This is a genomic window from Roseomonas sp. 18066, from assembly GCF_902706185.1.
GTDB lineage: Bacteria > Pseudomonadota > Alphaproteobacteria > Acetobacterales > Acetobacteraceae > Pseudoroseomonas.
In genome coordinates this window covers 1-12,153 of record NZ_CACSJM010000164.1, presented here as the reverse complement: position 1 = coordinate 12,153, position 12,153 = coordinate 1, and the positions used below count along the sequence as shown (strand labels likewise).

Sequence of the window (12,153 nt, the reverse complement as noted above, 5' to 3'; positions counted from 1 at the left end):
GCAGCGGGGCAATGATCGACCACTCGCTCTCGGTCAGGTCGAACCGGGCCATCTGACGCTCCTCACCATCTGGAGCTTTGAATCAGGGCACGCCGAACACCGCAAGCTTTATGAGTTCACTACCTAGAAGGAGGGAAAGTCCGGCGCCGCGCGATGGCGCTCCACAGAAGGTGGGTGCAGGCATGTCCGACTTCCGCGCGATCCGCGTCATCGACTGCACCCTGCGCGACGGCGCCTATCGCCTGCCGCAGGGCTTCTCCGCCGCCGAGACCGCCCGCATCGCGGCCGGGCTGGAAGCGGCCGGCATGCCGGTGGTGGAGCTCGGCCATGGGCTGGGGCTCGGCGCCCCGGCGAAACACCTCTCCCCCGATGGCGACAGCGACGAGGCCTATCTGAGGGCCGGGCGCGGCGCGCTCGACCGGGCGCGCATGGCGGCGCTGGCCATCCCCGGCATCGCGGCGCTGGAGGATATTGGGCGGGCGGCCGATCTGGGCCTCGACATCCTGCGCGTCGGCATCGACCTCCTGCGCGCGGAGGAGGCGCTGCCCTATCTCGCCGAAGGCCGCCGGCGCGGGCTCGAGACCCATGCCAGCCTGCTGAAAGCCTCCATGGTCGGGCCGGATGGCTTCGCCCGCGCGGCGCTGCGCATGGCCGAGGGCGGGGCGCAGCATGTCGGCCTCTATGATTCCGCCGGCGCCCTGCTGCCCGGCCAGGTCGCCGCCATGGTCGCCGCCGCCCGGGCCGAGGTCACGGCGGGCCTGGCCTTCCACGGCCACAACAATCTGGGCCTGGCCATCGCCAACAGCCTGGCCGCGGTGGAAGCCGGGGCCGCGACGGTGGATTGCACCCTGCGCGGCGTCGGCCGCAGCGCCGGCAATGCCGCGACCGAGGTTTTTGTTCTTGCCGCCCGCCGGGCCGGGCTGGTGGTGCCCGGCGACTTCGTGGCGCTCGGCCGGATGTCCCAGGAAGAAATATTGCCGATCTTCGGGCCGATCGAGATCGCGCCGGAGGATGCCGGCATGGGCTTCGCCGGGCTGCATTCCGACGGGCTGGCCCTGGTGCGGGAGGTGGCCGCCGCCCGCCGCATCGCGCCGCTGACCCTGCTGCTGGCCCTCGCCGCCCATCCTCCCGTCGCCCGGCTGACGCGGGAGGCGGTGGAGGAAGCCGCCAGCCTGCGCGCCGCGCGGGCCGCCACCGCCCTGCCATGACGCCGCTGCCGATCCTGCCGCCCTTGCCGGCCGGGCGGCTGCTGTTGCGGCCCTGGCCAGGCTGCTGGTGGATGGCCGGCGGCCTCGGCGCCTTCTGCCCCTGGCTCGGGCCGCAGGGGGAACTCCGCCTCTATCTCGGCGGCCGCGATGCCGGGGGGCGCAGCCATATCGGCCGGCTGGATTTCGACGGCCCGCCCGCGCCCGGGCATGCGCCGGCGCTGCGCGGGCTGCACGGCCCGCTGCTCAGCCTCGGCGCGCCCGGCTGCTTCGATGCCGACGGCACCGGCTATCCCTGGCTGGTCGAGGCCGACGACGCACTCCGGATGTATTACGTCGGCTGGCAGCGGCTGGGCGGCGCGGTGCCCTTCCGCAACCAGATCGGCCTCGCCGTCAGCCGCGACGGCGGTGACAGCTTCTGCCGCCACAGCCGCGCGCCGCTGCTGCCCGCCAGCGATGCCGAGCCGATCGGCCATGGCTCCTGCGCCGTGCAGCGTTGTTCCGACGGAAGCTGGCGGATGCTCTACACCAGCTTCCTGGAATGGGCCGAGGTGCCCGATGGTGGGCTGCGGCACCGCTATCACCTGCATACCGGCTGGTCGGCGGACGGTCTGGACTGGCAGCGCCCCGGCGAGGTCGCCGTGCCGCTGGCCGATGATCGCGAATATGCGCTGGGCGCCCCCGCCCCCTGGGGCCGCGCGCCGGAGCGGATTTTCTTCACCGCCCGCGGCGACCGCTACCGCCTGTTCCTGGGCACCGCCGAAGGTGCTGGCCGCTTCCGCCGCCACCCTGCACCCGTGGAAATCCCCGCCGGCGACTGGGACGATGGGATGCAATGCTATCCCCGCATCCTGCGCGCCGGCGGCCAGGATTTTCTGTTCTATGCGGGCAATGGCTATGGGCGGGCGGGGATCGGCTTTCTGGCCATCCCGCCGGGCTGGGGCGGATGAGCTTCTTCGACAGCCATGGCGGCGGCCGGCCCGAGACCTATGCGGCGGCGCTGGCCGCGGCGGGGGGCACGGGCGGCTGCCTGCAGGGCATGCCCGGCGTCTCGCCCGGGCTGCTGGTCGAGGCGGCGCGCGGCTTCCCTGGCCTGCTGCCGATCCCCGCCTGGCCCGCCGCCGAGGCCCCGGTGGAGGCGATGCTGGACGCGCTGCGCGATCTCGGCGTGGCCGGGCTGCACCTGCATCCGCGCGCCTGCGGCGCCGGGGTGATGCGGCATCTGCCGGACATTTTCCGCGGTGCCGCGGCGCGCGACCTGGCGGTGTTCTTCTGCAGCTATGCCTTCGCCCCGGCCGCCCAGCGCCTGCCACCCGATCCGCTGCCGGCGCTGACCGAGGCCCTGGCCGAGGCGCCTGGTCTGCGCCTGGTGCTGCTGCATGGCGGCGGCGTCGACCTGCTGCGCCATGCCGAGTTCACCCGCGCCAATCCGGGCGTGCTGCTGGATCTTTCTTTCACGCTGATGAAGTACGCCGGCAGCTCGATCGATCTCGACATTTCTTTTCTCGCCCGTAGCTTCGACCGGCGGCTCTGCCTTGGTTCGGACTTTCCGGATTACGCGCCGGCGGAGGTGCTGGCGCGCTTCGACGCCCTGCTGCCTGGCCTGGCCGCCGAGAAGCGCGACAACATCCTGGGTGGAAACCTGCGCCGCTTCCTGCATCGGGACGCCGCATGAGGCCGGAAGAAAAGCAAGAAAACTGCGCGCGCTATGCCGAGCGGCTGCGGCGCTTCGGCCATGACCCGCGCAGCCTCGGCTGGGACAAGCGGCAGCACCGGCTGCGCTATGCCGCGCTGCTCGACCATTGGCCGGCCGCGAAGATCTCCGTGCTCGATGTCGGCTGCGGCTTCGGCGACCTGGCCAGCTTCTGCGCGGCGACCGGGCGGGACGTCGCCTATACCGGCATCGACCTGTCGCCCGAGCTGATCGAGACCGGCCGCCGCGCCGCCCCCGACCGCGACCTGCGGGTCTGGGACTGGGACCTGGCGGGGGCGCCGGGACGCTTCGACATCGTCGTCGCCTCCGGCCTGTTCCACCACCGGCTGGCCGACAGCGACAGCTTCATCCACCGCATGCTGCTGCGCTTCCGGGCCGCGGCGACGATGGGGCTGGCGGTGAACTTCATGTCCACCACCGCCGAGCGCCGCTACCCGCATCTGCATTACGCCGACCCGGCGGCGATGCTGGCCGAGGGCCTGGCCTTCTCGCGCCGCGTGCTGCTGCGGCACGACTACATGCCCTTCGAATTCACCCTGATCGTCGACCTGCGCCAGGATTTCCGCGCCGAGACCTCGGCCTTCCTGGGGTCCGAGGCGCTGGTCGATCCGCCGCCCCCTGAGGATTGACGCCGATGCTGTTCGAGATGGATCCGCTGCCCCTGCTGGAGGCCGATGCCGGGCGCCGCGCGGCGCTGCAGGCGCGCATCGCGGCGCATGAGGTCGGCGTCAGCCGCGGCGTCGTCGACCCTGGGCTGGTCGCCCGGCTGACCGGATGGCTGGCCGGGGTCGGCCGCGCCTCGCTGCCCAATTATGTGCCGCTGACACCGGGGGCGCCGAACGCGCATCGGGTCAACCGCTGGGACGAACGCTCCTTCGTCCGCGCCAATTACCACCAGTTTTCCTTCAATCCCTGGAACCAGGATCCTTTCGACGTCTTCCGGCTGATGGCGCCGGTCTTCCGGCTGCGCAACCTGTTGGCCGGGGCGCCGCCGGAGAAATACCTGGGCCGCGCGCCGGAGGATGGCAGCATCGCCCGCATGCTGTTCCACTTCTACCCCTCGGGCGAGGGCTGCATGAACCTGCATCGCGACCCGGTCGGGCCGCACCAGGCGGCGGTGCCGCTGATGGTGCTGTCGCGCTTCGGCGCCGATTACAGCGCCGGCGGGCTGGTGCTGCAGGATGCCGCCGGCGTGCTGCGCCCGGTCGATGCCGCGCTCGCCCCGGGCGATGTCGTCTGGTTCCACCCGCAGCAGCCGCATGGCATCGAGACCATCGATCCCGGCGCCCCCAGCGACTGGCTTTCCTTCCGCGGCCGCTGGTCGGGGGTCTTCGCGGTGAACAAGCTGCAGGGCGAGGCCTCGATCGCCGACGCCGCCGATCTCGGCCGCGGATGACCGCGCCGCGCCTGCTGATCCTGGGCGCGGCGCTGGGCAATGTGCCGCGCATCCGCGCCGCCCGTGCTGCTGGCTTCTTCACCGTTGTCGCCGACGACCTGCCGCAGCCGCATGGCTTCGCGGTGGCCGATGCGGCGCTGCGGGTCGCGCCGGACGACCTGGACGGGCTGGCGGCCGGCATCGCGGCGCTGGGCGGCATCGACGGCATCGTCGGCAGCAACGAGGTGCAGGCCCTGGCCGCGGCGCGGCTCGGGCGCCGGCTGGGGTTGAAGGGCGCCGCCAACCCTGCCGTCATCGCGCAGGGCCTGAGCAAGCTGGCGCAACGCCAAGCCTGGGCGGCGCGCGCCGCGCCCTGGGCCGTGCCGTTCTCCCTGATGCCCGATCCGGTGAACGCCGCGCCGCTGGTCGCGGCGCTGGGCGGCTATCCGATCGTGCTGAAGCCGGCGCTGAGCCCGGGCGGCTCGCGCGGGGTCAGCCGCGTCGCCGGCGCCGACGCCCTGGCCGCGGCGCATGATTTCGCCCTGGCCGGCGGCTTGCCGGGCAGCGCCGTCCTGGCCGAGGCGCTGCTGCCCGGCCCGCAATTCTCCGCCGAGGCGGTGCTGCGCGACGGCCGCGCCCGGGTCGTCGCCATCGGCCGCAAGGTGAAGTCGCCCGAGCCCTATTGCGTCGACCTGGCCGTGCAGTACGACGCGGCCGCCGCCGCGCATCGGGAAGCGGCCGAGACGATGATCACCGCGCTCTGCGCCGCGCTGGATTTTCGTGACGGCAGCAGCCATGTCGAATTTGCCGCGACGCCGGCGGGGCTGCGCCCGATCGAACTGGCGATGCGCTGCGGCGGCGGGCTGACGCCGGATCTGGCCGGGGCGGTGGGCGGCGCCGATCCCTTCCTGGCCGAATGTCGCCGCGCCTGCGGGCTCGACTCGCCCTTGCCGCCGGCGCTGCCGCTGCAGGCCGAGGCCTGCTTCCGTTTCCTGCTGTTCCCGCCGGGCGTGGCGGCGACTGTCGACATCCCGCCGGCGGTGCGCGACCACCCCGGCGTGCTGGCGGCCGAGATCTTCCTGCCGGCCGATGGGGTGATCCTGCCCTTGCGCTGGACTTCGCAGCGCAGCGGGTTGCTCGGCGTGGTGACGCCCCCGGGTGGCGGCGCCGTGGCCCTGGCCGAAGACTTGGCCGGGCAGATCCGCCTGACCTATGCCGACGGCAGCAGCCTGCCGCCCTTGCCCTGCCCGCTGGCGTGACCCTCAGCGGCTCATGACGGTGGAAAGCAGGGCAGCGCCGGCGCTGCCATCGAAGCTGTCGCGGCCCCAATAGACGGGCTGCACCAGGCTGGCCAGGCTGCTGCTGGCGAAGGCCTTGGCTTCCTCGATGCTGCTCTTGGCGACATAGCGTTCGATGATCTTGCCGAGCTTGGCGGGGTCCTGGAAATCCTTGATGTCCATCCGCTGCTCCAGGATCACCTTCTGCCGGTCGACATCGATCTGGCCGAAGCTGTCGGGCAGGCCGAGCGCCGCCTGCACCACGGTGGCCAGGTTGCGGTCGGCGATGACGCTGTACCAGTTGGTGATCTGCGGCAGCAGGCGCTTGGAATAGACGGCGCGGCGCAGGCTGTCGGAGCTTTCGCCCAGGCTCTCCTCGAAGCGCGCCTGGGTGTATTTGGCGACGATCGAATCGATGGTGGCGCTGTCGGTCACCTTGGTGCCGCCGCTGGCGGGCACCACCTGGCTGCCGGCGCTTTCCGACAGCAGGTAGGCGCGGGCCGTGCTGTTCTCATCGGCGGTGAAGGTGAAGTCGCCCTTGCCGCGGCCTTTCGCGTCGCTGAAGATGATCTTCACGCCGAGCGCCTGGACGGTGATGTCCTTGTTGCCGCCATCGGCCTTCTGGAAGGCGGCCTGCAGGGTGGCGGCGATGTCGGTGCGCCGGGTCAGGCCGGCGATGTCGACATTCGTCACCTTCACCCCGCCCATGGTGCCGCTGAAGCGGGTGAATTCCTGGCCCCGCATCACCCCTTCCATCTGCAGCGTCGTGCTGGACAGCACCGCCGGGATCTCGGGGATGCCGAGGCCGCCATAGTTCAGCTCCGCCGCGACCTGGCGATAGCGATAGTCGACCATGCGCGCGGCGACGGAGGTGTTATCGTCGGGGTTGCTCTCCAGCACCTTGCGCATCAGCGCGTCGAAGCCGACCTGGCTGTCCAGCCCATAGGCCTTCAGCACCATGGTCTGCAGCCGGCGGTCGGCCAGCATATCCTTGGCGGTCAGCTTGGTCGGCAGCGTCTCGCGCAGATAGGCGATGTCGCGCTGCAGCAGCGGATCCTTGGTGAAGGCCTTGAAGTCGGCCGGCGTCTTGGTCTGCAGCAGCTTCCAGCCGGCGATGCCGGTGGGGACGCCGATGGTGACCGCGTTGATGCTCATGCCTCGGTCGAGAGGTGCGAAACCCCGCCCTCCTCGTCGCTCGGCTGGTAGCCGGCGGGCAGGCGCAGGATCAGCCGGTCGGTCTCCGGGTCGCGCAGCTCGGAGTAGAGGCGCATGGTCTCCGCGTCGAGCCGCACGTCAAAGCTGGGGCTGGGCGGCGTCACCTGCTTCTGGCGCTCGGGCACCTGCAGCTCGGTGCTGGCGGGGGCCGGGTTGGTGGCCTCCCGCTCCTCCGTCTCGGCCCGCGAGGGGCCCTTGGCGGCAGGCTCCGGCGTGGTCGCCTGCTTCTTCACCGATTGGGTGGCTTCGATCATGGAGACAGCTCCTGGGTTCGGCATTGGGCCGGTCGGCGAGGGTTTCTCCCGCACATGTCAGGCTATACAGGTCGGCCTAATTTCGCATCCTGCGGCGGGTGCCTCAGCGCGCGCTCGCCGAGCGCCGCCTCGGAGGCCGGCGGCGGGCGCGGGGTGCCGTCGCGGCGGAAGCGCTGCGGCGGATCGAGCTCGAGCAGCACGGATTCATACATGACCAGGTCGCGCAGCGCGGCCAGCGCCCGGTAGGTATTGCCCTGGCGCATCTGCTGCTCCGCCTCGTCCAGCAGCACGGTATGCTCGGCTTTGAGGAAGACGCCGCGCAGGCAGGCGATCTGCTCGAGGAAGGCATCGATGCTGCCGAGCGAGGATTGCGCGTTCAGCAGCACGTTCTGGGCGGCGAAATAGGCGCGGCGCACCGGCGTCGAGGCATCCTCGGGCAGCAGCACGTCCTTCTCGCGCACGATCTGCGCCTTGGTCTCGACCATTAGATAGGCGCGGCGGTCGCCATTGGTGACGACGGCGCCATTGATGAACAGTCTCTCGCCCGGGGCCAGCTTGAGGATCAGCGACATCAGCCAGGTCCCGTCCTGCTGGCCTCGGGGATGACGGCGCGCGGGCCGGGCGGCGCGGGCGGCGTGCGGTCCGGTTTCAGCCCTGCCATGACCGCGCGGTTGACGTCGCACAGCGCGCGCAGGCTGCGGCCATCGCGCAGCACCCGCTCGCTCTCGGCGAAGACCCAGCGGGTCAGCGACAGCAGCCGCGCCTTCAGCACCAGGTCCCAGCCATTCTCCTCGCCGGCCAGGTCGGCGGCGAAGGCGGTCCAGACCATACGGTTCTCGTGGATGGCGGCGGGCAGGGCGGTGGGGCCGGCACCCTCGAGGCTGGCCGCCTCCAGCAGCGCGGTGGCCCGGGCCAGCACCCGGTATTCGATGTCGCGCGGATCCTCGGTGCCCCGGATGACCGAGCCATAGGCCGTGGCGGCGCCACGCGGGCGGTGCAGGGGCGCGGGGGGGAGGCTTTCTTGGGCGGCGGTCAGCATCGGATTCTTCCTCGGTCAGCGACGGACCCGTCAGGGCCGCCCCGCCGGCGCGAACCGGGAAGCGACCCTTCGGGGCAGGCCGATCGGGGGCGGGCCCTGCGGCCAGCCCCTGCCTCAGCGACGCGGGACGCGGCGTTGCGCCGCGCCCCTCCTCGCTTAGCGGAAGAGCGACAGGATGCTCTGCGGCGCCTGGTTGGCGATGGAGAGCGCCTGGGTGCCCAGCTGCTCCTGCACCTGCAGCGCCTGCAGCCGCGCGGCCTCTTCCGACATATCCGCATCGACCAGGGCGCCGAGACCGGTGGTCAGCGTATCGACCAGCTTGTCCAGGAAGTCCTTCTGCAGGTCGATACGCGTGCCGGCGGTGCCGAAGGCGGCCGCCGCATTCTCGACATCCAGCGTCGCCTGGTCGATCTTGTCGAGCAGCGTCTGGTAGTCGGTCTTCGAGGAGTTGAAGGAGAAGAGCTGGTCCGCCACGCCGGAGGCGCTGAGGATCGACAGCTTGCCGGTGACGGCATCGACGAAGACGCCGAAGCTTTCGCCGGCCACCGCATTGGTCGTGGTGGTGGCATTGGTCGCCGAGACGAAATCGGCGGTCGCGGCCGTGCCGACGCCCTCGCCGGTCAGCGCCACATTGGCCGCACCGGTGGTCAGGGCATTCCTCAGCGCATTGGCAATGTCGATGCCCGAGATATTCGGGTTGGTCACCTCGCTGGCGGCCACCGCGATGACATAGACATTGTCGTTGTTGCTATAGGCGCTGTCGCCCACCAGCAGCTGGCCGGTGGTGTAGTCGTCGGAGACGACCTTCAGCTTGTAGATGGCGGTCTCGGCACCATCATTGTTGGTCAGCGTCGAGGCGACCTTGATCTCGAAGGTATCGCCGAGCTGCAGTGGCACATCGGTGAAGTTCACATCGAGCCGCCGCACGCCGCCATCGAGCGAGGTGACGCCAGAGAAGCCGGTGCCGATCGCGCCGGTGCCGGCCGACATGGTCAGCACACTGGAATAGGTGGTCGCCGCGCTGACCGTCGAGCCAAAGGCCTCGACCGCGTCGCGATCCTTGGCGCTGATGGTGATGCTGTTGGTCGACAGCGTGGTGCCGGCCGAATAGATGCGGTCGGCCTGGAACAGCGCGCTGAAGCCCTTGTCGGCGTTCAGATACTCGGTCAGCGTCTGGATGTCGGTGATGTTCTTGCCGACCTTGACGGTCAGCGTGCGGTCGGTGCCGGTGCTGTCGATATAGGCGAAGTCCAGCTCGTTGCCATTGTTGATGCCGATGGTCGCGCCGACCGTCAGGGTGATCTTCTCGGTGCCGTCATTGGTGTTGACGAAGGTCTGGTCGGCGCGGGACAGCACCGTCAGGTTCTTCAGCTCGGACAGCGTCGAGCCATCCTCGATCGCCAGGTTGCGGCTGACGACATTGGTATAGGCCGCGGTCGAGACGCCATCCTGCTGGTTCACCGAGGTCAGCACGCGCTGCGTGTCGGTGTTGTTGACCAGGTTCACCCCCTTGAAGGAGGCGGAGGCCGCGATGCTGCTGATCTGCGCCAGGGCCGCGTCGATATCGGCCTGCACCTGCGCCTTGTCGACCGCCGGGTTCTGCGCCGAGCTGACCTTGGTGCGGATGGTCTCCACCAGGTCGGAGATCGAGGTCGCCGCCGTCTCGGCCGTCTTCAGGATCGAAGAGGAGACCGAGAGATTCTCGCTCACCTGCTTGTAATTCGCAATGTCGGACCGCATCGAGGTGGCGACGGCCCAGGTCGCGGCATTGTCCTTGGCGGTGGCCACCTTCAGGCCGGTGGAGATGCGGTTCTGGGTCTCCAGCAGGTTCCGCTGCGTGATCTTGAGCGACTGCAGCGCCGTCAACGCGCCATTGTTGGTGAGGATCGAGCTGACCATGAAATGCGCCCTTCGAGGGTTCCGGTTCCGGGAAGCGCCTTCTGACGCGGCTATCGCGGCGGGATGGCCCTTTCCGGGCGGCAGCGACGCGCGTTTTTAGCATCGTCCGAAATGCCGCCACAAGACTGATTTGTGCCGGATTCGCCCTGTCTTGAAGCCATGACTCAACCGTTTCGCGCAACCGCGCTTGGCAGCCCCTGGGGCAGCTGGGCGGCAACGCGGCGCAGCAGCGCCGGCCAGTCCTCGCCATGGCCGCGGCGGTGCAGCCGCAGCGACGGATACCAGGGCGTGTCGGCGCGCGCCGTCTGCCAGCGCCAGTCCGGCGCCAGCGGCAGCAGCAGGTCGCAGGACACGCCCAGGCTGCCGGCGAAATGCGCGACCGAATTGTCGATGCTGACGACATGGTCCATGGCCGCGACCTGGGCCAGCGCCGCCTCGAGATCGGCGCGCGGATCGACCGCGGCGTCGATCCGCAGGTCGAGCCCGGCCGCCTTCGCCTCGGCCGCCAGCGCGTCCGGATCGCCATATTGCAGGCTGACCCAGCGCAGCCCGGGACAGGCGAAGAGCGGCGCAAAATCGGTCAGCGGGATGTTGCGCCGATAGCCGCTGCGCGGATGCGCGGTGTGCCAGGACAGGCCGACCAGCCTGTCGCCAGGCCCGCTGTCGTAGCGCGCCCGCAGCCCGTCGCGCCGCGCCGGATCGGCGGCAAGATAGGCGTGGTTGGCCGAAAAATCGGCCTCGCGCCGGCGGAACAGCCGCGGCAGGCTGGCCATCGAGATCTGCGCGCGGATCTCGGGCGGCGGCGGCGCGCGGTGCAGGAAGCGGAGCTCCGGCATGGCGCGCAGCAAGGCGGGCTCGAAGCGGCGGTCGCAGATCAGCGTCAGCCGGTGGCCGGCGGCCAGCAGCTCGGGCAGCAGCGCGCAGAACATCACCTCGTCGCCAATGCCCTGCTCGCGCCAGACCAGCACGCGGCCATCGCCGGGCAAAGCGGCGCCGTCCCAGGCGGGCAGGCCGAAATCGTAATGGGCGTCGGCCTCCTCGCGGACCCGGCCCTCATAGGCGTCCCAGCCCTCGGCATAATGGCCCTGCAGCAGCAGCAGCCGGGCCAGGTTGGTGCGCGGCAGCGGGTCGTCCGGCAGCAATGCGGCGGCGCGGCGGGCCAGCGGCAGCGCCTGTTCCGGCCAGCCCTGCAGCGCCAGCAGGTTGGCCAGGTTGGTCAGCGCCGAGGCATCCTCCGGCTGCAGCGCCAAAGCGCGATCCAGCGCCGCGCGCGCCGCGTCGAGCGCGCCCTGCTGCCGGCGCAGATGCGCCAGGTTGTACCAGGCGTCGCAATAATCCGGGCGCAGCGCGCAGGCGCGGTCGAAGGCCTCGGCGGCGGCGTCGCGGCGCGCGGCATTTTCCGCCGCCGCGCCGCATTGCAGGGCCAGCCCCAGGCCGAACCAGGCCTCGGGCTGCGCCGGGTCGCTGGCCAGCAGCGCGCGCCAGGCGGCCTCGGCCTCCGGCCAGCGCTCCTGCTCCTGCAGGGTGATGGCCAGGTTGGCGGCCAGGCCCGCGGCCTCGGCGCCGGCATCGCGGGCGGCGCGGAAGGCGGCCTCGGCCTCGGCCCAGCGCTCCTGCGGCATCAGCGACAGGCCGAGATTGTACAGCGCCTGCGGATGGCCGGGGGCGGCCGCCAGCAGCGGGCGCAGCGCGGCTTCGGCCTCCGGCGCGCGCTTCAGCAGCAGCAGCGCATGCGCCAGGTTCAGCCGCGCCGCCGCGAAGCCGGGCTGGCGCGCCACGGCGGCGCGAAAGGCGGCGGCGGCGCCCGCGGCCTCGCCCTGCTCGGCCAGGATATTGCCGAGGTTGAACTGGCTTTCAGGCGAATCCGGCTGCAGCGCGACGGCGCGGCGGCAGGCGGCCAGCGCCTCCGGCAACAGGCCCTGCGCGCGCAGCGCCATGCCGAGGTTGCGGTGGTACTCCGGCGCCCCCGGCCGCAGCATCACCGCGCGGCGCAGCGCGGCCACGGCGGCCGGATGCTCGCCGCGCTGGTAGTGCAGCAGGCCGAGCAGGTTCTGCGCATCGGCCTGGCGCGGCTCGCGCCGCAGGATGGCGCGGTACAGCGGCTCGGCCTCGGCCAGGGCGCCGGCCTGGTGGTGGCGCATCGCCGCCTGCAGCAAGGGGGCGATGCGCCACCAC

12 protein-coding genes are annotated in these 12,153 nt (G+C 71.2%); 6 read left to right on the top strand and 6 right to left on the bottom strand.

The features are described from left to right. Positions 1–182 precede the first annotated feature (182 nt). Genes GVN67_RS24520 through GVN67_RS24495 form a run of 6 tightly spaced genes read left to right on the top strand, consistent with a single transcriptional unit; the run spans position 183 to position 5,553 of the window. Positions 183–1,208 carry a hypothetical protein gene (locus GVN67_RS24520; protein ID WP_159999944.1) on the top strand — a complete coding sequence of 342 codons (1,026 nt, stop codon included), beginning with the start codon at positions 183–185 and terminating at the stop codon, positions 1,206–1,208. Further along, a complete protein-coding gene (locus tag GVN67_RS24515; protein ID WP_159999943.1) occupies positions 1,205–2,155 on the top strand; it encodes a hypothetical protein in 951 nt (316 codons plus the stop codon). Before GVN67_RS24520 ends, GVN67_RS24515 begins: the two co-directional genes overlap by 4 nt. Beyond that, a complete protein-coding gene (locus tag GVN67_RS24510) occupies positions 2,152–2,880 on the top strand; it encodes an amidohydrolase family protein (RefSeq protein ID WP_159999942.1) in 729 nt (242 codons plus the stop codon). The genes GVN67_RS24515 and GVN67_RS24510 overlap by 4 nt, the downstream gene beginning before the upstream one ends. Next, positions 2,877–3,548 carry a bifunctional 2-polyprenyl-6-hydroxyphenol methylase/3-demethylubiquinol 3-O-methyltransferase UbiG gene (locus GVN67_RS24505; protein WP_159999941.1) on the top strand — a complete coding sequence of 224 codons (672 nt, stop codon included), beginning with the start codon at positions 2,877–2,879 and terminating at the stop codon, positions 3,546–3,548. Before GVN67_RS24510 ends, GVN67_RS24505 begins: the two co-directional genes overlap by 4 nt. Positions 3,549–3,553: 5 nt before the next feature. Beyond that, positions 3,554–4,315, top strand: coding sequence for a hypothetical protein (locus tag GVN67_RS24500; RefSeq protein ID WP_159999940.1), 762 nt, complete (start codon positions 3,554–3,556; stop codon positions 4,313–4,315). Next, complete coding sequence (locus GVN67_RS24495; RefSeq protein WP_159999939.1) at positions 4,312–5,553, top strand: ATP-grasp domain-containing protein; 1,242 nt, start codon at positions 4,312–4,314, stop codon at positions 5,551–5,553. Before GVN67_RS24500 ends, GVN67_RS24495 begins: the two co-directional genes overlap by 4 nt. Before the next feature lie 3 nt (positions 5,554–5,556). Here the strand turns inward: GVN67_RS24495 and GVN67_RS24490 are convergent, their stop codons facing one another. The 6 genes from GVN67_RS24490 to GVN67_RS24465 all read right to left on the bottom strand — a co-directional run. Further along, positions 5,557–6,726 carry a DUF1217 domain-containing protein gene (locus GVN67_RS24490; RefSeq protein WP_159999938.1) on the bottom strand — a complete coding sequence of 390 codons (1,170 nt, stop codon included), beginning with the start codon at positions 6,724–6,726 and terminating at the stop codon, positions 5,557–5,559. Beyond that, positions 6,723–7,040, bottom strand: coding sequence for a hypothetical protein (locus GVN67_RS24485; protein WP_159999937.1), 318 nt, complete (start codon positions 7,038–7,040; stop codon positions 6,723–6,725). Before GVN67_RS24485 ends, GVN67_RS24490 begins: the two co-directional genes overlap by 4 nt. 62 nt (positions 7,041–7,102) lie before the next feature. Next, complete coding sequence (locus GVN67_RS24480; protein WP_159999936.1) at positions 7,103–7,612, bottom strand: flagellar biosynthesis repressor FlbT; 510 nt, start codon at positions 7,610–7,612, stop codon at positions 7,103–7,105. Next, complete coding sequence (locus GVN67_RS24475) at positions 7,612–8,079, bottom strand: flagellar biosynthesis regulator FlaF (RefSeq protein WP_159999935.1); 468 nt, start codon at positions 8,077–8,079, stop codon at positions 7,612–7,614. Before GVN67_RS24475 ends, GVN67_RS24480 begins: the two co-directional genes overlap by 1 nt. Positions 8,080–8,235: 156 nt before the next feature. Then, complete coding sequence (locus tag GVN67_RS24470) at positions 8,236–9,978, bottom strand: flagellin (protein ID WP_159999934.1); 1,743 nt, start codon at positions 9,976–9,978, stop codon at positions 8,236–8,238. Between the two features lie 164 nt (positions 9,979–10,142). Further along, the coding region (locus tag GVN67_RS24465; RefSeq protein WP_159999933.1) for a tetratricopeptide repeat protein at positions 10,143–12,153 on the bottom strand (2,011 nt) is incomplete at its 5' end.